Source organism: Weizmannia sp. FSL K6-0777 (assembly GCF_038593185.1).
GTDB classification, from domain to species: domain Bacteria; phylum Bacillota; class Bacilli; order Bacillales; family Bacillaceae_C; genus Weizmannia; species Weizmannia faecalis.
Genome location: NZ_CP151971.1, coordinates 3,190,538 through 3,209,097 on the forward strand (window position 1 = coordinate 3,190,538; position 18,560 = coordinate 3,209,097).

General features: G+C 45.9%; 14 protein-coding genes and 1 pseudogene. 4 read left to right on the forward strand and 11 right to left on the reverse strand.

From position 1 onward, the window contains the following. The first annotated feature begins 28 nt into the window (after positions 1-28). On the forward strand, positions 29-1,342 hold the full coding sequence (locus tag NST70_RS15290; protein ID WP_017550355.1) for an IS1380-like element ISBco1 family transposase: 1,314 nt from the start codon (positions 29-31) through the stop codon (positions 1,340-1,342). A gap of 456 nt (positions 1,343-1,798) precedes the next feature. On the opposite strand, the pseudogene NST70_RS15295 reads toward NST70_RS15290, so the two are convergent. Further along, positions 1,799-2,296 (reverse strand): annotated as a pseudogene (locus NST70_RS15295) (LURP-one-related family protein). 362 nt (positions 2,297-2,658) lie between these two features. Then, a complete protein-coding gene (rlmD, locus tag NST70_RS15300) occupies positions 2,659-4,032 on the reverse strand; it encodes a 23S rRNA (uracil(1939)-C(5))-methyltransferase RlmD (protein ID WP_014096928.1) in 1,374 nt (457 codons plus the stop codon). Between the two features lie 191 nt (positions 4,033-4,223). Here rlmD and putP point away from each other — a divergent pair, with 191 nt between their 5' ends. Further along, complete coding sequence (gene putP, locus NST70_RS15305; RefSeq protein ID WP_081111656.1) at positions 4,224-5,702, forward strand: sodium/proline symporter PutP; 1,479 nt, start codon at positions 4,224-4,226, stop codon at positions 5,700-5,702. Between the two features lie 440 nt (positions 5,703-6,142). Here the strand turns inward: putP and NST70_RS15310 are convergent, their stop codons facing one another. Together NST70_RS15310 and NST70_RS15315 are read right to left on the reverse strand one after the other, a co-directional pair. Further along, complete coding sequence (locus tag NST70_RS15310; RefSeq protein ID WP_014096926.1) at positions 6,143-7,057, reverse strand: diacylglycerol kinase; 915 nt, start codon at positions 7,055-7,057, stop codon at positions 6,143-6,145. Positions 7,058-7,396: 339 nt separating this feature from the next. After that, positions 7,397-8,197 (reverse strand): arylamine N-acetyltransferase, encoded by an 801-nt coding sequence (locus NST70_RS15315; RefSeq protein WP_014096925.1) that lies wholly within the window; start codon positions 8,195-8,197, stop codon positions 7,397-7,399. Positions 8,198-8,667: 470 nt separating this feature from the next. On the opposite strand from NST70_RS15315, the gene NST70_RS15320 reads away from it, so the two are divergent. Further along, positions 8,668-9,843 carry an IS256 family transposase gene (locus NST70_RS15320; RefSeq protein ID WP_017551449.1) on the forward strand — a complete coding sequence of 392 codons (1,176 nt, stop codon included), beginning with the start codon at positions 8,668-8,670 and terminating at the stop codon, positions 9,841-9,843. Positions 9,844-10,002: 159 nt separating this feature from the next. Here the strand turns inward: NST70_RS15320 and NST70_RS15325 are convergent, their stop codons facing one another. Continuing rightward, positions 10,003-10,620 carry a hypothetical protein gene (locus NST70_RS15325; protein WP_342475437.1) on the reverse strand — a complete coding sequence of 206 codons (618 nt, stop codon included), beginning with the start codon at positions 10,618-10,620 and terminating at the stop codon, positions 10,003-10,005. A 376-nt stretch (positions 10,621-10,996) separates the two neighbouring features. Between NST70_RS15325 and NST70_RS15330 the strand changes: the two genes are divergently transcribed. Next, on the forward strand, positions 10,997-11,383 hold the full coding sequence (locus NST70_RS15330; RefSeq protein WP_017550759.1) for a general stress protein: 387 nt from the start codon (positions 10,997-10,999) through the stop codon (positions 11,381-11,383). Between the two features lie 239 nt (positions 11,384-11,622). Here NST70_RS15330 and NST70_RS15335 read toward each other — a convergent pair whose 3' ends face one another. From NST70_RS15335 to aceB, 6 genes are all read right to left on the reverse strand, one after another. Next, the gene (locus NST70_RS15335; protein ID WP_013860577.1) at positions 11,623-11,829 is read right to left on the reverse strand and encodes a hypothetical protein; all 207 of its coding nucleotides are present in this window, start codon (positions 11,827-11,829) and stop codon (positions 11,623-11,625) included. A gap of 101 nt (positions 11,830-11,930) precedes the next feature. Beyond that, positions 11,931-13,364: an Asp-tRNA(Asn)/Glu-tRNA(Gln) amidotransferase subunit GatB gene (gene gatB / locus NST70_RS15340; RefSeq protein WP_013860578.1), complete on the reverse strand. Its 1,434-nt coding sequence runs from the start codon at positions 13,362-13,364 to the stop codon at positions 11,931-11,933. 12 nt (positions 13,365-13,376) lie between these two features. Beyond that, on the reverse strand, positions 13,377-14,834 hold the full coding sequence (gene gatA, locus NST70_RS15345) for an Asp-tRNA(Asn)/Glu-tRNA(Gln) amidotransferase subunit GatA (RefSeq protein ID WP_017550758.1): 1,458 nt from the start codon (positions 14,832-14,834) through the stop codon (positions 13,377-13,379). Between the two features lie 12 nt (positions 14,835-14,846). Further along, positions 14,847-15,137 (reverse strand): Asp-tRNA(Asn)/Glu-tRNA(Gln) amidotransferase subunit GatC, encoded by a 291-nt coding sequence (gene gatC / locus NST70_RS15350; protein ID WP_014096920.1) that lies wholly within the window; start codon positions 15,135-15,137, stop codon positions 14,847-14,849. A 248-nt stretch (positions 15,138-15,385) separates the two neighbouring features. Next, on the reverse strand, positions 15,386-16,663 hold the full coding sequence (gene aceA / locus NST70_RS15355; protein ID WP_026104537.1) for an isocitrate lyase: 1,278 nt from the start codon (positions 16,661-16,663) through the stop codon (positions 15,386-15,388). A gap of 213 nt (positions 16,664-16,876) precedes the next feature. Beyond that, entirely contained in the window at positions 16,877-18,472 is a 1,596-nt protein-coding gene (gene aceB, locus NST70_RS15360; RefSeq protein ID WP_342475438.1) for a malate synthase A, read from the reverse strand. Positions 18,473-18,560 lie beyond the last annotated feature (88 nt).

The window sequence follows — 18,560 nt, forward strand, 5'->3', positions numbered from 1 at the left end:
CAAAAACCAAACAGAAAGGACTCTTTATATGGTTACTTTAACGCAAAAAACACTTGATTTCAATCATAAAATTAAATTGTCAAATGATGGAGGTTCTCTTTCCTCCGATACAGGTGAGTTTCTTTTTAGAGAATTCGATGAAAAAATTGGTTTTTCAAAGACTTTAGTTAAGTACTTGAGACTTAACGATTCAAGGAAATATTATCTTCATTCAAATGAAAACTTGTTACGTCAAAAAGTCTATCAAATCATTGCCGGGTATGCGGAAGATGATGCGGCTGATCAGTTGACTCATGATCCTGTGTTTAAGGAAATCATTGAAACTCCAACACTTGCTTCCCAGCCCAGTTTGTCTCGCTTTTATACACGATTTGATAAAGATTCAATTGAACAATTAAATCTGGCTAACCAAGAAATGCTTGATAAGATTCATTGTTTTCGACAATCGAAAGAGTTATTTATCGACTTGGATTCGACTCATTCGGATACATATGGGGACCAAGAATCTTCGTCATATAATACTCATTATGGCACGATGGGTTTTCATCCATTAGTCGCCTTTGATGGTGCGACTGGTGACTTTTTGAAAGCACAACTCCGTCCCGGAAATGTTTATACATCAAATGGTGTGGTGGAATTTATTCGGCCTCTCATTAAACATTATAACGAAATGTTTCCGGAAACTACCCTGTTTCTTCGTGGAGATAGCGGGTTTGCTGTTCCGGGATTATACGATCTGTGTGAAGAAGAATCTGTTTTGTATATTATTCGGTTGAAATCGAATTCACAACTACAAAGTTTAGCGAAGGAATACCATCCTTCTTCCGCACCTTTAGATGTTTCCAAGACGGAAACCTATTATGAAGAAACGATTTACCAAGCAAAATCATGGTCAAAACCAAGAAGGGTGATTATTCAATCGGTACGTCCTGCAGGTGAGCTGTTCTTTACCCATTCCTTTTTTGTTACTAACTTTGAATTAGCTTTCCCTCAAGATATCGTCCGAGCTTATCAAAAAAGAGGGACGATGGAAAACTATATCAAAGAAGCAAAAAATGGCTTTTACTTTGATCATATGAATAGCCACGCTTTTCTAGTGAACGAAGTAAAAATGATGTTAACACTTCTTGCATATAATTTGACCAATTGGTTACGAACTCTTTGTTTTCCGGAAGGTCAAAAAACTATGCAAATTGATACGATACGTACTCGGTTAATTAAAGCGGCAAGTAAAGTCGTGAAATCAGGCAGATCCCTTTACTTCAAACTATCATCGAGTTTTGTGTATCAAAATTTCTTTTGGGATGTACTGAATCGAATTCAAAAGCTACAATTGGAATGACCAATAGAATACTTCTCATAACTGAAAAAAATAAATTTTTCAGTCAAGGGGCAAGTATGCCCAAAATACCAGAGTTGTTCTATTGAAAATTCAGTTATTTTATGAATTGGCTACGGTTCTTAATTAAATACCGTTATTTTCAACTAATTTAACAAAATTTATCAAATGGGATTTGTAGCTATGAATATTTCAGGTGTTTTTATGTTTTCATTGGATATAGTTTTTTCCTATCTGGTTCTTTCATTATATTTACGCTCCTTTCATTTTTCAATATATCTTTTATAAGTTCACATTTTTATTTGAATTACATAATTAATCCGCTTTCATCCAGCTTTTAATCCTTTTCTTCGGTATCACACTCTTCACATCTGTCAAATCTATGGAAATGTGTATGTGCAAACCATAAGTTTAAAAAAGGGTGTGAGACCCAGAGTGATTAAAGTGTCACTTTTCCCTTTAATATGTTGCTGGCGAGTTTGCAGCTGCCTGATCAGCCTTTACACAATCGATGGCGACAACGATAGCTATGAGAATCGTTTCCATTTCTTCTTTTAAGATTTGAATTTTGTAACTATCGCCCCAAGTAAACCATTCCTTACTAACTTTACCGACCACTTCACCGTGCCGCAACACTTCAAAATCCATATCCAGCCAATTCCCACGCACTTCAATTCCTGCCGCATCAATCGTATAGCGTGCCTTAAAGAAGGATAGCTCTTTCTTTATTGTTAACACTTCTCGTCCATTTACCTCGACAATAAACTTTGGAAGAAAGCTAAACGCCTTTTTCGTAATAAGCGCGACTTCCTCTCATTTTGTATTCATAATCGAGAACGTCTTAGGGATTTGCAAAAAGCTGCCCTCAACATAATAAACATCTCGTTCCTGTTGATCCTTGACCGTAAATTTGCCGCTTAAACTAAAAACCTTCTGCTTCATATATAGCTGCTTCATACCCGTCCTCCTTTATTTTAAAGGAATTTTTTATGATTCTATTCTCTCACATTATACCGAATCCACCAATGGGTTGACATGGCTGTTTGTACTAGAATAGAAAAATAATCTTGAATATAGAAGTTAAATTAAATGCTCGTTTGTTTAATAGTCTTTGGACACTATATAAAATGCACTAAACCTTGTTATTCTGTTTCCTAGCCCTGAAGTTACAAAGGCTCAAGACATTCCTTTTGCACAAAAAATAATTCGATAAGATATTGTAGGAAAAGTAATCGAAAGAGACATCGTAATTTAATATGAAAAAGACCCAGAAATCGAAAATGAAATCCGGGTCTGAATGGGAAATGTTTTATATTATTCTACATCCCAAACAGCAATTTTGTGACGACTTCCACATGTGTCGTATGCGGAAACATGTCAACAGGCTGTACTTCCACTGTACGGTATCCTCCCGTTTCCAGGAACCGCAAGTCTCTTGCCAATGTTGCCGGGTTGCAGGAGACGTAGACGACTTTTTGCGGTTTCATCTCCAGGATGGTTTTGAGCAGGGCTTCGTCACAGCCTTTGCGCGGCGGGTCAACCACTAAGACATCTGCCTTGTTGCCTGCCTCGTACCATTTTGGGATGACCGTTTCCGCTGTGCCCGCTTCAAACTCCACATTCGTGATACCGTTGAGCGCCGCATTTCGCTTTGCATCTTCAATCGCTTCCGGCACAATTTCTACGCCGAATACTTTGCGGGCCTTCTGTGCAAGGAAAAGCGAAATTGTCCCGATGCCACAGTATGCATCAATGACCGTTTCGCTGCCGGTAAGTTCCGCGTACTCGAGCGCTTTTTCATACAGCACTTTCGTCTGAACGGGATTGACCTGGTAAAAAGAAGGCGCGGAGATGGCGAATTTTATATCCCCGATTTTGTCGTAAATGACCTCATTTCCCCACAGTACTTTGGTTTTCTCCCCTAAAATCACGTTTGTGCGCTTCGGGTTGATATTGTGCACGATCGACTTAACTTGCGGCAGGCGCGAGACCACTAAATCCACGAGTTTTTTCCGATGCGGCAGTTCCACTGTTCTCGTGATCAGGACGACCATCAGCTCGCCGGTCTTCCTCCCGTAACGCACCATGATGTGGCGGAGGACGCCGCTGTGATGTTCCTCATCGTAAGCCGGGATGCCAAGTTCCCGGCAAATTTCTTTTACCACTTGGACGGCTTCGTTTACCGCCGGAAGCTGGATCACGCTCTCATCGGCATCTAGTATTTCATGGGTTCTCGGTTTAAAAAAGCCGGCTACGAGTTTCCCATTTTTTTCGCCGACCGGCACCTGGGCTTTGTTCCGGTAATGCCACGGGTTGTCCATGCCGATCATCGGATGGATGCGGGCGCCTTCAATTTTTCCAATCCGGGCGAGTGCCTGGCGCACCTGATTTTCTTTGTACATAAGCTGGCCATCATAGCGGATATGTGCAAGCTGGCAGCCACCGTATTTCGGTGCGTCTTCTTTCGGGATGTCGACGCGGTACGGGCTCCTTTCGTACAGTTCGAGGAGGCGACCGATCCCGTAGTTCTTGTTGGCTTTAATGACTTTAATGCGGGCTTTCTCCCCTGGCAAGCCGTTTTTGACAAACAGCGGATAGCCGTCCACCTTTGCCACCCCTGCACCGTCATGCGTCAAATCTTCAAAAACAACCTCTATTTCTTCGTTCTTTTGAACCGATAATGTTTTTTTCATGCCTGTCTTCCTTTTCGTCTTAATGGCTACGGAAATTTTAACATAAAGCGGCTTTGAATGCGAAAAACAATCAGTTGCCGCGGACTGTTTTCTTGAATATTCGACCGTTTTTAAAAATACACCTTTATTAAACAGATATTATGATGATAAAATGTTGTTGAAAGGACCAAAAACAAAGGGGGAAACGCTTCTTGAGTGATCAAACATTAAAAATGATTTCGATCGCCATTTATATGGTGCTGATGCTCTGGATCGGCTGGGTGGCTTACCGGCGGACGAGCAACCTCGATGATTATATGCTCGGCGGACGTTCGCTCGGCCCTGCAGTTGCTGCTTTAAGCGCAGGCGCTGCCGATATGAGTGGATGGCTGTTGATGGGCCTGCCGGGCGGTATTTATCTGACCGGGCTTGCTGATGCATGGATTGCGATCGGACTTACGATTGGGGCCTATTTAAACTGGCGGCTTGTGGCACCGCGTCTCCGCTCCTATACAAAGGTGGCCGGTGATTCCATTACGATCCCTTCTTATCTTGAAAACCGTTTCAAAGACCCGACCAAAATGCTGCGGCTTGTTTCTGCACTTGTCATTTTAATTTTCTTTACGCTTTATGTATCTTCCGGGATGGTATCCGGGGCCGTCTTTTTTGAAAACTCATTCCATACGTCCTATTATTTAGGGCTGATCATCGTTGCGGGCGTTGTTGTGTTGTACACGCTTTTCGGCGGGTTTCTCGCTGTTTCATGGACCGATTTTGTCCAAGGGCTGATCATGGTCATCGCGCTCGTTCTTGTGCCGATTGTGGCTTTTACCAAAACGGGCGGGCCGGTTGAAACTTTCCATACCGTGAAATCGATCAATCCGGATTTGCTGGACTTTTTCAAAGGGACAACGGCATTGGGGATCATTTCCGCGCTCGCGTGGGGGCTCGGCTATGTCGGCCAGCCGCATATTATTGTCCGCTTTATGGCGATTAAATCGGTAAAAGAAACGAAAAGCGCGCGCAGAATTGGGATCGGCTGGATGATTTTGTCGCTGATCGGCACATCCCTTACTGCGTTGATTGGGATTGCTTATTTCCATCAGGCCGGCCATAAACTGGAAAATCCGGAAACGGTTTTTATCCAGCTCGGGCAGATTTTGTTTCACCCGCTCATTGCCGGATTTGTGCTGGCAGCAGTGCTTGCAGCGATTATGAGCACCGTCTCATCCCAACTGCTTGTTACTTCAAGTGCGCTGACGGAGGACCTGTATAAGCTCTTCTTCCGTCGCAATGCTTCGGATAAAGAGTCGGTATTTTTCGGGAGGCTCGCGGTGCTTGTTGTTTCTGTTGTCGCTGCATTGCTCGCTTTAAACCGCGATTCCACCATTTTGCAGCTTGTCAGCTATGCATGGGCCGGGTTTGGCGCATCATTCGGGCCGGTGATCTTTTTGAGCCTGTTCTGGCGCAAGATGAACCACTGGGGCGCCCTTTTCGGTATGATTGTGGGTGCCGTGACAGTGATTATCTGGACCGTGTCAGGAATGGATGCCAAATTGTACTCCATGGTACCGGGTTTTGCCTTTAACCTGATTGTCAGCATGGTGATCAGCATCGCAACCTACAAACACCATGCAGGCATTGAAGAAGAATTTAATGACAGCCTTTCCGCAATGAAAAAGGAAAGTTGATTGTAAAAAACGTCGGAAGCTTTTTATACTGCTTCCGGCTTTTTCAATGGAGCAGGGGTTGCACAAAATGCCGGGTTGGACTACAGATTTAAAAAACGCCGGCAGTCTGCGTGTATGCTTCCGGCGTTTAATCTTGTCCTACAGGCATTATTTCCAATCAGAGATGGCTCAGATTTCCAAAATCTGGGAATGCTTTCCGGTCTTTTCACCAAGGCGGTTGGTGCTAAAAACCCGCAATGGCAGTGTTTTCAAAAGCCGGCAACCTGCATACCCGCTTCCCGTTCTTTTGTCAGTCAGCCTTGTCCGGCGGGCGGATGTTGCCAATCAGAGATGGCACAGATTTTAAAAACCGGGACTGCTTCCGGTTTTTTACCAAGATGGTTGTTGCTAAAAACCCAGGATGACAGTGTTTTCACAAAAGCCCGCTTCCCGTTCTTTTGTCAGTCAACCCTGTCTTGCGGGCGGATTTTATCAAGCGGCGCAAAGACTTCGAGATGGCGGTACAGGTTTTCAAAAACAGCAGGGGCTTCTCCGCCGAGTTCGCCGTCCAGATTTAATAAAATTTTATCCGGTGAATGAACTTTTACGCGGCTGGCGGAGGTGTAAATGACGTTCGGGTCATTCAAATGTTCACCGCGCAGCGCAAGGGTAACAACCCGGATGAACTCAGCCAGGTTCGTTTTTTTCAAAATCATTAACGTAAACAGGCCGTCATTGATTGAAGAGTCCGGAGCAAGTTTTTCAAAGCCGCCAATGGAATTCGTCAGGCCGATTAAAAACATCATCGCTTCGCCTTCAAACAGCTTCCCGTCATATTCAATCGTCATCTGAGTCGCGCGGATCGAAGGCAGCATTTCAATCCCTTTTAAATAATAGGCGAGCTGGCCGAGCATCGTCTTCAGCCGGCTTGGCACATCATATGTCAGTTCCGTGAGCCGCCCGCCGCCACCGATATTGATAAAATATTTCTCATTCATTTTCCCAATATCGACTGGAAGGGTATCGCCTTTTACGATAATTTCCGTTGCCGCCTGCACATCACGCGGGATTTGCAGTGCGCGTGCAAAATCATTGGTTGTACCCATTGGGATGACGCCGAGTTTCGGCCGGTAATCCTGTTCGGCAATGCCGTTGACGACTTCATTGATCGTGCCGTCCCCACCGGCTGCCACGACAATATCATACTTGCGTTCAACCGCTTTCCTTGCTGCTTTAATGGCATCCCCGCCGCCGGTTGTGGCATGGCAGGACGTTTCATATCCGGCCACCTCCAATTTTTGCAGTACATCCGGGAGATGGCGCTTAAACGCTTCACGGCCGGAAGTCGGGTTATATATGATTCTTGCTCGTTTCATTCGCATCATCCTTATTTATGTTGATGTACATGCGTCTTTATGTAATCCTGTTTCGTGCAGATAAAGGACAGTTTCCCCAAAAACAGACCCAGATAGGGAAACTGCTCGATATGTTGTCCGTTCGTTTGCATGGGGTACATCCACCGAATTATAATACAACTTTTTTGAAAAAAAATCCACTAACAGCAAGGTACGGCGTGCGCCTTGGCCGCAAAAAGATGCCTTTTCGGCTGCCGTGTGCGTGGTGGCTGCCTTGTACCAAAGTGTGGTTCGAGGCAAGGGGGACGTGCAGGCACGAATGATTTGGCGTGCATTTTAAAATTCCATACTTGCGCATCATCACGGGCTGAACAAACGGATGCCGCGCTCATTCAGAAATTGTATCGTTTCCAGCAGAGCATCTTCGCCGATCTTGTAAACTTCCCCGATGGTATCTTTCCAGCGGGCGAAATCCCGCATGTGCAGCTCGCGGATATTGCGGTAGTTCATAATTTTTAATGAGCGGTCGCGCAAATAGTAGCATTCCCGCCCGTTGAAGCGAACGGCGGTCACCCTGCGCATCGTCTGATTGGCGTTGTCGTCAAGGTATGATGCACGAATATCTTCTTTCAAATCGTCTTCCGTAAGCGGCAGCCATTCAATTGTTTTTTTCACAAAAGATTTCCCATTTGAACGGCGGTCGATTTCGTAACGGCCGGGCTCAAGCTGCGTAAAAATGATATCTTCACCAAAACCATGGAGCACGTGGCGCCGTTTTGCCTCAAGTTCAACCGGCTTCATGATCGGGGAGCCGTAGCCGACATCCACGTACAGTTTTTTTTCGTTTAATAAAACCATCAGCGCGACATGGCCGGGCACCACACGCACAAACGAGCATTGAAAACCCAAGCCACGCAACAGCCGCGCAAAATTGATGTTTAATGTAAAACAGGTGCCGCCCCATCCTTTTTCCCATAAATGCTCCACAAAAGTCTCAAACGGAGGTATGTAAATCCCCTCACGGAAGTAATGAAACTTGCTGAACGTTTCATAGGGGACACAAGAAAGATGGTGCTGGATGAGCCGCTGCAAAAAATTCAGCCCCGGCTCTTCACGTTCAAGCTTTAAGTAATTCAAATAAGCCTCCACCTGTTCTTCCATTTTCTTTTCCCCTTTCAAGTGCTTTATCCGTTCTTTTCGCTGCCCGGCATGAAAAAACCTTTTTTTCGCAACAACAGGGATGAAAAAAGTGACTCGACATGCATCCTTATTCTATTTTAAACGTTTCTGCACTAGACGCACAGCTTACAGGCTCTTTATTTCCTTATTGGAGTTTTTAAAAGGACAGTTTGCTCCCGGTCCGGTACTCTTTTTTGTCTTTTTAAGCCCTCCAAAAGGACAATTGGCCCCGGGTCTGGCTCTCTTTTGTCTTTTTGAAGCCCCCAAAAGGACAATTCGACCGGATTCCAGTTCCCTTTTGTCTTTTTAAACCCTCCAAAAGGACAATTCACTCGGATTACAGCTCTCTTTTGGATTAAGTCCGTATAATTGTGTAAAAAGAAGGAGTCATTTTATCAACTCTTGGCAACACTGTTTTCAACGACGATAAACTAATGAAAAGAGGAGATAAAATGACTCACTTACAGTTTAACTTAAATTTGGATGTTTTAAAAGAAGCCATCATGACTTCCGATCTTGACGCGGTAATTAAATCAGCGGTTGTCCTCGTGTTAAACGAGTTTATGGAAAAGGAAAGGGATGACTATTTAAAAACGAGCCCTTATGAACGCGCTGTTGAACGCCGGGATTACCGGAACGGTTACTATGAACGCGAGCTGTTGATGAGCATCGGCAATGTTACATTAAAAGTTCCCCGGACACGTAATGGCGAATTCTCAACTACCTTATTTGAAAAGTATGCCAGATGTGACCAAGCTTTCGTCCTTTCTATGTTGGAGATGGTCATCAATGGCGTCTCTACCCGTAAGGTCACAAATGTCGTAGAACAGCTTTGCGGTAAGAATGTATCCAAGTCGTTTGTCTCTTCCCTTACGCAAAAACTGGATCCCATTGTGAATGCTTGGGCCGAGAGACCGTTGAATACAACCTACTACCCTTATGTGTTTGTGGACGCCATGTATATAAAAGTACGGGAGCACCATAAGGTCATATCAAAGGCTGTTTATATTGCGACTGCCATTACAGAGAAGAATACACGTGAAATACTGGGTTTAAGCGTTGACCATGCAGAAAGTTTGGAGAGTTGGAGTTCATTTTTTAAACAACTTAAATCACGTGGACTCCAATCACCAAAACTCGTTATTTCCGATGCTCACATGGGCCTTCAGAAAGCAATACAACGGGAATTCATTGGCACTGCTTGGCAAAGGTGCAATGTTCATTTTAAACGCAATATCATTGAAAAACTGCCCAAAAAAGATACTGCAGAAATCCGGGTGATGATTAAGCGCGTGTTTGAGGCCGTTACGATTGAGGACATACGCAAGTTTAAAGATGAATTAATAAACAAATTTGGTACAGAAGCAAGATTTGAAAAAGCTCTGGCCATTTTAGATGAAGGTTTTGAAGATACTATCCAATACATGAACTTTCCTGAGAATATCCGTATGCACATACGGAGTACTAATTCCCTCGAGCGGCTTAACCAAGAGGTTCGTAGAAGGGAAAGGGTCATTCGCATTTTTCCTAATACCCAATCTGCTTTTCGTTTGGTTGGTGCCGTTTTAATGCAGTATCAAGATACAGAATACTCGAAGAGGAAGTCACTTATGGGAAAGAATAGTTAGCAGCATTTTCAGCTTAACTTCCATCATGGATGATTTCATCTCCGGGAAGGGATGTCAAATTGAAAGGCATTTGACATCCCTTCCCGGAGATGAAGAAAAAAATCCATGGAAGTTAAGCCGAAAAAATGAAGGGGTGGTTGAAAACATTTGCCCATAAATTTACACAATAACCTGGACTTGACTCTCTTTTGTCTTTTTGAACCCTTCAAAAGGACAATTGGCCCCAGGTCTGGCTCTCTTTTGTCTTTTTGAGGCACTCAAAAGGACAATTCGAACGGATTCCAGTTCCCTTTTGTCTTTTTGAACCCTCCAAAAAGACAGTTCGACCGGATTCCAGCTCTCTTTTGTCTTTTTGAAGCCCCCAAAAAGACAATTCGCCCGGATTCCAGTTCCCTTTTGTCTTTTTGAACCCTCCAAAAGGACAGTTCGACCGGATTCCAGCTCTCTTTTGTCTTTTTGAACCCTCCAAAAGGACAATTGGCCCCGGGTCTGGCTCTCTTTTGTCTTTTTGAGGCATCCAAAAGGACAGTTCGACTGAATTCCAGCTTTCTTTTGTCCTTTTGAACCCTCCAAAAGGACAGTTCGACCGGATTCCAGCTCCCTTTTGTCTTTTTGAAGCCCCCAAAAAGACAATTCGACCGGATTCCAGTTCCCTTTTGTCTTTTTGAACCCTCCAAAAGGACAGTTCGACCGGATTCCAGCTCCCTTTTGTCTTTTTGAACCCTTCAAAAGGACAATTGGCCCCGGGTCTGGCTCTCTTTTGTCTTTTTGAGGCATCCAAAAGGACAGTTCGACCGGATTCCAGCTCTCTTTTGTCTTTTTGAACCCTCCAAAAGGACAATTGGCCCCGTGTCTGGCTCTCTTTTGTCTTTTTGAACCCCCAAAAGGACAATTCGCTCGGATTTCGGCTCTCTTTTTGGTCTTTTTTTGAAGCCTTCAAAAATCAATTTGCCCATCCCGGTTTCCACCTCTCCAAAACCTGTCTCTCAAAGGGTGCATGCCCATTTTTACAACGTTTTCCGGACGGGCGCTGCTTAAAAGATGATTCCATTTTTGTCTATTATTTTTTGGTGAAAGTTTATTCCTGCTAGATCGTGGTATATATGATACCGTAAGCGATATTCAAAATCACCGAACAAAGGAGAGATTTGAAATGGCAGACAAAGATAAAAAAATGACAGTAGAAGAAGCAGGTCGCAAAGGCGGGGAAGCTACTGCTGACAGCCACGATAAAGAATTCTATCAAGAAATTGGTAAAAAGGGTGGAGAAACCACTTCCGAAAAACACGGCAAAGAATTCTATCAGGAAATTGGTAAAAAAGGTGGAGAAGCCACTGCCGACAGCCATGACAAAGATTTCTATCAGGAAATCGGTAAAAAAGGCGGAGAATCTACAGCGGATAATCATGATAAAGAATTCTATCAAGAAATCGGCAAAAAAGGCGGAGAAGCCACTGCTGACAGCCATGACAAAGATTTCTATCAAGAAATTGGAGAAAAAGGCGGTAACGCAAGAGCGAAAAACAACGGTGAAGATTAAGAGGAATGGTTTCACCCAAACCGGTTCAGCCCGTACGCTGAACCGGTTTTTTTTCCCTTAATTCGTACTCTCTTTCTTTTTCTCCAATTGTTATCCTTATTATAGCACAGCCTGCCGGATTTGGCAGTACATTTTGAAAAGACACGCAACTTGGATGCGCTTACATAAAAAGAGCCGGCATCCACTTTGCCCGCTCTTTTTATACATTCTATTCAACTGGCAACTGTATCGCAAGTATTTTAAGCTTCTACCGGATTTGCCTGTTTTTCAACAGTTTCTTCGATCAAATTCCGGATTTTCACTTTTAAAAAATGTTCTTTGCAATAATAACCGAGCAGTTTATTTGTTTTCCAGTCATACACCGGATAAACAGCATCAATTTCTTTGCCGGCTTTTCTCAAACAATATGCACACGTGGTTGTCAGTTCAAATAAGCAATCACACATTGTTTGCAGCCTCCTATCGTCAATTTCACCCTTTCGTTATATACCCGGTCACCAAATTTTAAAACAAAAAAAGCGGTGGGGCACACCGCTTTTTTGAAAACTTAACGTTTATTCATTTCCTGAATCAGCAGTTTATTGACAATCGGTGGGTTGGCCTGCCCTTTTGTTGCTTTCATGACCTGTCCGACCAAAAAGCCGAGCGCCCGGTCTTTTCCGTTTTTATAGTCAATAATGGATTGTTCGTTTTTATCCAGTACTTCTGTTACAATCTTTAAAAGCTCGCCTTCATCGGAAATTTGCACAAGTCCTTTTTCCTTGACGATTTTTTCCGGGTCACCGCCTTTTTCGACCAGTTCGCGGAATACTTTCTTCGCCAATTTCGAAGAGAGCGTGCCGTTTTCGATCAATTTGATCATGCCGGCGAGGCTTTCCGGTGTAAGCGCAATATCATGCAGTTCTTTCTGGGCTGAATTCAGGTACGCGGACACTTCGCCCATCAGCCAGTTTGATGCCTGTTTTGCATCGGCGCCGGCTGCGATCGTCGCTTCAAAGAAATCGGACATTTCTTTCGTCAGTGTGAGCACCATGGCATCATAAGCCGGGAGCCCGAGTTCTTCCGTGTAACGCTTTTTCCGTTCGTCCGGCAGTTCCGGGATTTCGGCGCGCACCCGTTCTTTCCAGGCGTCATCAATATACAGATCCACAAGGTCCGGTTCCGGGAAATAACGGTAATCGTCCGAGCCTTCTTTCACCCGCATCAGAATCGTTTTGCCGGTTGCTTCGTCAAAACGGCGTGTTTCCTGTTGGATCACACCGCCTGCAAGCAGCACTTGTTTCTGGCGTTCCTGCTCATACTGCAGGCCTTTGCGCACATAGTTGAACGAGTTCAGGTTTTTCAGTTCGGTTTTCGTGCCGAATGTTTCCTGCCCGATTGGACGGATGGAAATATTGGCATCGCAGCGGAGTGACCCTTCTTCCATTTTGCAGTCGGAAACGCCGGTATATTGAATGATGGATTTTAATTTTTCAAGATACGCATACGCTTCTTCCGGCGTACGGATATCCGGTTCCGAGACAATTTCAATAAGTGGCGTGCCCTGGCGGTTCAAATCGACGAGAGAATACCCTTCATTTGCCGCGTGGAACAGTTTCCCGGCGTCTTCTTCCATATGAATGCGGGTAATGCCGATCTTTTTCTTTACGCCGTCCACTTCGATTTCAATCCAGCCGTTTTTCCCGATCGGTTTATCAAATTGGGAAATCTGATAGGCTTTCGGGTTGTCCGGGTAAAAATAGTTTTTCCGGTCGAATTTCGTTTCGGTTGCAATTTCGCAGTTCAGCGCCATGGCGGCCTTCATTGCGTAGTCAACCACTTTTTTATTCAGTACCGGAAGCACGCCCGGATAGCCGAGATCGATGACATTTGTGTTCGTATTCGGTTCTGCCCCGAAATGCGCAGGCGCCGGCGAGAAAATTTTTGTATTGGTTTTGAGTTCAACGTGCACTTCAAGTCCGATCACTGTTTCAAAATTCATCTTTTTCACCCCTTACAATTGCGGTTTTTGGTTATGGAAGTCCGTCGCCTGTTCAAATGCGTGGGCAACGCGGTACACAGTGCTTTCGTCAAAATGCTTCCCGATGATTTGCAGCCCTAATGGCAGCCCGCCTGCAAACCCGCATGGAACAGAGATCCCCGGAACGCCTGCCAGGTTAACCGGAATTGTTAAAATATCATTCGCATACATTGTTAACGGATCTTCTATTTTTTCCCCGATTTTAAAGGCAGGCGTCGGCGTTGTCGGCCCGATGATGACATCATATTTTTCGAGTACATCGTCAAAGTCTTTTTTGATCAGAGTGCGGGCCTGTTGTGCTTTTTTGTAGTACGCATCGTAATAGCCCGCACTTAGCGCAAAAGTTCCGAGCATGATGCGGCGTTTTACTTCGTCCCCAAAACCTTCCGAACGGGTCTTTTTATATAATTCTTCGAGGTTCGTGGCGTTTGGCGAACGGTAGCCGTAGCGGACGCCGTCGAAACGGGCCAGATTGGAAGACGCTTCGGATGAAGCAAGCAAATAATAGGTGGCCACGCCGTATTTCGAATGCGGCAGCGACACTTCTTCCCATGTGGCACCGAGCTTTTCCAACACTTTCAAGGCATCGAGAACAGCCTGGCGTGCTTCTTCACTGACGCCTTCGCCTAAGTATTCTTTTGGCACGGCAATTTTCAAGCCTTTTACATCGCCTTTGAGCGCCTCCACATAGTTCGGCACTTCCACATCGGCTGAGGTGGAATCATGCCGGTCAAGCCCGGAAATCGCTTGTAACAGATAGGCATTGTCTTCCACGGTCCGGGTAATCGGCCCGATCTGGTCGAGCGAAGAGGCGAATGCGACAAGGCCAAAACGGGAAACGCGCCCGTAAGTCGGTTTCATTCCGACAACTCCGCAAAATGCAGCCGGCTGGCGGATCGAGCCGCCCGTATCGGATCCAAGCGCAAACGGTACTTCTCCTGCTGCCACCGCTGCAGCCGAACCACCAGAAGAACCGCCCGGCACCGTATCCAGGTTCCAAGGGTTACGGGTGATTTGGAATGCGGAATTTTCCGTCGACGAACCCATCGCAAACTCATCCATATTCAATTTGCCGATTGTGATCGTCTTTTCCTTATGTAATTTTTCCATAACCGTGGCATCATAAATGGGATCGAAGTTTTCAAGGATTTTGCTGGCACAGGTTGTCCGCAAATCTTTCGTGACAATATTGTCCTTGATTCCGATCGGCATGCCAAACAGCACATTTTCAGCTTCCGGCGAGCCAATTTTGCCGTCCAGTTCCGCTGCAGTTTTGCGGGCCCGTTCTTCATCTAACGTTAAAAAAGCTTTCACTTTGTCGTCTGTTTCTGAAATCTTTTGATACGCTTCATCAACAAGTTCTGAAACTTTAACTTCCTTATTATGTAAAAACTCGTGGAGCTCCGAGATTTTATGGTCAAATAAAGACATGCTTTCCCCTCCTTATTCTACAATTGTCGGCACACGGATCATGCCGTCCTGAGTATCCGGCGCATTTTTCAACACAAGCTCACGCGGCAGTCCTTTTTCCACTGTATCTTCACGCATGACATTGCGGATTTCAAGTACGTGCGTGGTCGGCGGAACCCCGGTTGTGTCAAGTTCATTTAATGATTCCGCAAAATGGATAATATCCCCCAGCTGTTTCGTAAACTTTTCCGTTTCCGTCTCATTCATTTCAAGGCGTGCCAGGTCGGCAACGTGTTGGACTTGTTCTTTTGAAATATCAGGCATAGCCTTTCACCTCCGTTATAAAAGTCACATCAATTGTACGTGGAACCAATCGGGCGTGCAGTTCATTCCCCGCAGCACAACCCGGAAAGCGGGGCCTGACTGTCCGTTCATATGGGGCGAATCGAACCCTGCAATACTATTGATCATAGCAGAAAAGCCCGCCCTTAAGCAAGGGGGGCGGCCAGGGTTGCAAAAAAGAAAACGCGGCAGACCTGGCTTCGTCCTGCCGCGTTTTGGCGTGTTCCAATTTAATGAATGAATTGTTCCTGCTCGGTCGATCCTGTGAGTGCGGTGGTGGAAGAAGTGCCGCCTGAGATGACCATCGAGACTTCATCGAAATAACCGGTCCCGACTTCGCGCTGATGGCGTGTTGCCGTGTAACCATATTGTTCGTTTGCAAATTCGGCCTGCTGCAGTTCGGAATAGGCTGCCATGCCGCGGTCGCGGTAGTTGCGGGCCAGTTCAAACATGCTGTGGTTCAAGGCATGGAAGCCGGCAAGCGTAACGAACTGGAATTTATAGCCCATGCGCGCAATTTCTTTCTGGAAGTTCGCAATTGTTTTGTCATCGAGTTTCTTCTTCCAGTTGAACGACGGCGAGCAGTTGTAAGCCAAAAGTTTACCCGGGAATTTTTCATGGATCGCTTCTGCAAACCGGCGTGCTTCGTCCAGATTCGGCTCACTCGTTTCGCACCAGATCATATCGGCATATGGCGCGTAAGCAAGGCCGCGGGCAATCGCCTGGTCTATGCCTGCTTTTGTGCGGTAAAAACCTTCCGCTGTCCGTTCCCCGGTGATAAACGGCGCATCATATGGGTCAACATCGCTTGTGATCAGATTTGCCGCATTTGCATCCGTCCGGGCAATGATAACGGTCGGCACGCCCATGACATCAGCAGCAAGGCGGGCTGCAATCAAATGGCGGATAGCTGTTTGTGTCGGCTGCAACACTTTGCCGCCCAAATGGCCGCATTTCTTCTCGGATGAAAGCTGGTCTTCAAGATGGACAGACGCGGCACCCGCTTCGATCATCGCTTTTGTCAGTTCGAATACGTTTAACGGGCCGCCAAAACCGGCTTCTGCATCGGCAACGATCGGCGCAAACCAATCAATCCGTTCGTCCCCTTCTGCATGGTGGATCTGGTCGGCACGCTGCAGGGCCTGGTTGATCCGTTTGACGACATTCGGCACGCTGTTCGCCGGATACAGGCTTTGGTCCGGATACATTTGCCCGGCCAGGTTCGCATCAGCTGCAACCTGCCAGCCGCTTAAATAAATGGCTTTCAATCCGGCCTTTACCTGCTGGACGGCCTGATTTCCCGTGAGTGCACCCAATGCATGGATATAATCTTCCGTATGCAGCAGATTCCAGAATTTTTCCGCCCCCCTGCGCGCCAAAGTATATTCAATTTGAACAGAACCCCTCAGTTTGAGCACGTCTTCCGGAGCATACGGGCGGACAATCCCCTGCCACCTTTCATCTTTCTCCCAGCTTCGTTTCAATTCAAGCGCTTTTTCGTTTACCATCAAAAATTCCTCCCATTTTTTCAATATAATGTAAATCCGCAGGCAAAATAAGGCTTTCCCGAGGTTCAAACGATTCTCCTTTATACGGCTGCGGCTAAAGCAGCTAACATATAGAGCTTACGGTATTCATATGATTCCTCTCTGCATGACTGCAGAGCTTTCCATTGTACGACTCCCCTTGCTGCGCTCATGCTTCGTCAAATCGCCATTCGATCAGCCCAGCAGTTCATACGCCGGTAAGGTTAAAAATTCAATAAATTCGTCTTCTTTAACAAGCCGGTCAAATAAGGCCACTGCTTCTTCAAAACGGCCGGCCCGGTAATGTTCCTCCCCGATTTCCCGGCGGATGCGTTCCAGTTCTTCCGCTTTGATTTGTTCATATAGCTCAATCGTCACTTTTCTGCCGTCTTGAAGCACGCCCTTCGGATGGCGAATCCAGTGCCAAAGCTGGGTGCGAGAAATTTCAGCCGTCGCCGCATCTTCCATTAAGTTCGAGATCGGCACAGCACCCCTTCCCCTGAGCCAGGATTCGATGTACTGGATGCCGGCATAAATGTTTTCACGGATTCCTTTTTCCGTGATTTCCCCTTGCGGCACAGCAAGCAGATCATCTGCCGTCGCCGTAAAATCCATCTGCTTGCCGGAGTGGATTTGGTTCGGCTCAGGCATTTCTTTATTAAATGCTTCCAAGGCGACTGGCACAAGCCCAGGATGCGCAACCCAGGTGCCGTCATGCCCGTCTCTTGCTTCCCGCTCTTTATCGGCACGCACCTTTTGGAAGGCTTCTTCATTTTTTGCCGGGTCGTCTTTTACCGGGATCTGCGCGGCCATTCCCCCGATTGCCGGCGCATTCCGGCGGTGGCACGTCTTAATGGTCAAAAGCGAATAAGCGCGCATAAACGGGACCGTCATGGTGACAAGAGACCTGTCTGGCGTAATAAACTGCGGATTGGTACGCAGTTTTTTAATATAGCTGAAAATATAGTCCCAGCGCCCGCAGTTGAGGCCTGCCGAATGCTCTTTCAGTTCGTAAAGGATTTCGTCCATTTCAAATGCAGCCATAATCGTTTCAATCAGGACAGTCGCTTTAATGGTGCCTTTCGGGATGCCGATATACTTTTGAGCAAAGATAAAAACATCATTCCAAAGGCGCGCTTCCAGATGGCTTTCCATTTTTGGCAGGTAAAAGTACGGGCCTGTGCTGTTTTCAAGGAGCCTGCGGGCATTATGGAAGAAGTAAAGCCCGAAATCTGTTAAACTGCCGGATATAGGTTTACCGTCTACTAAAATATGTTTCTCTTCCAAATGCCATCCGCGCGGTCTGACGATTAAGACAGCGGGATGATCGGCCAGTTTGTATTCTTTTCCATTCGGCCCGGTAAAAGTAATCGTCCGGTTGACCGCATCACGGAGATGGATCTGGCCTTCAATGATATTCTCCCATGTCGGGGAAGTAGCATCTTCAAAGCAGGCCATAAATATTTTTGCGCCTGAATTCAAAGCATTGATCACCATTTTCCGGTCAACCGGCCCGGTAATCTCCACACGCCTGTCCTGCAAATCTTCGGGAAGCGGGGCAATGGTCCAGTCGGATTCGCGGATGGAGGCCGTTTCTTCGAGAAAATGTGGAAGCTTGCCCGATTTGATTTCTTCATCGCGCTTTTTTCTGTAGGCCAGCAGTTCACGCCGCCTTTCGCCGAAATGCCGCTCCAGCTGTTCCAAAAATTGCAGCGCTTCCGGGGTCAATATGTCGTCATACCCGTCATGGATGGATCCCGTTACGGTAATGCCTGGTGCTTTGGTCTCCATATCTGCACTCCCTTTCCTTGTTATAATACAGTATGTTTTGCATGTTTTTATTATATAACAGTGTTTTCAAAAATGGTAGCCTTTTTTT

Bases quoted from the DNA above. Each gene is read 5' to 3' on its own strand.
- aceA (WP_026104537.1), bottom strand. From the start codon at position 16,663: ATGGTAAACGAAAAAGCGCTTGAATTGAAACGAAGCTGGGAGAAAGAT.
- gatB (WP_013860578.1), bottom strand. From the start codon at position 13,364: ATGAATTTTGAAACAGTGATCGGACTTGAAGTGCACGTTGAACTCAAA.
- NST70_RS15335 (WP_013860577.1), bottom strand. From the start codon at position 11,829: ATGTGTGATTGCTTATTTGAACTGACAACCACGTGTGCATATTGTTTG.
- NST70_RS15330 (WP_017550759.1), top strand. From the start codon at position 10,997: ATGGCAGACAAAGATAAAAAAATGACAGTAGAAGAAGCAGGTCGCAAA.
- gatA (WP_017550758.1), bottom strand. From the start codon at position 14,834: ATGTCTTTATTTGACCATAAAATCTCGGAGCTCCACGAGTTTTTACAT.
- NST70_RS15325 (WP_342475437.1), bottom strand. From the start codon at position 10,620: ATGCCTCAAAAAGACAAAAGAGAGCCAGACCCGGGGCCAATTGTCCTT.
- NST70_RS15320 (WP_017551449.1), top strand. From the start codon at position 8,668: ATGACTCACTTACAGTTTAACTTAAATTTGGATGTTTTAAAAGAAGCC.
- gatC (WP_014096920.1), bottom strand. From the start codon at position 15,137: ATGCCTGATATTTCAAAAGAACAAGTCCAACACGTTGCCGACCTGGCA.
- NST70_RS15310 (WP_014096926.1), bottom strand. From the start codon at position 7,057: ATGAAACGAGCAAGAATCATATATAACCCGACTTCCGGCCGTGAAGCG.
- rlmD (WP_014096928.1), bottom strand. From the start codon at position 4,032: ATGAAAAAAACATTATCGGTTCAAAAGAACGAAGAAATAGAGGTTGTT.
- aceB (WP_342475438.1), bottom strand. From the start codon at position 18,472: ATGGAGACCAAAGCACCAGGCATTACCGTAACGGGATCCATCCATGAC.
- NST70_RS15290 (WP_017550355.1), top strand. From the start codon at position 29: ATGGTTACTTTAACGCAAAAAACACTTGATTTCAATCATAAAATTAAA.
- NST70_RS15315 (WP_014096925.1), bottom strand. From the start codon at position 8,197: ATGGAAGAACAGGTGGAGGCTTATTTGAATTACTTAAAGCTTGAACGT.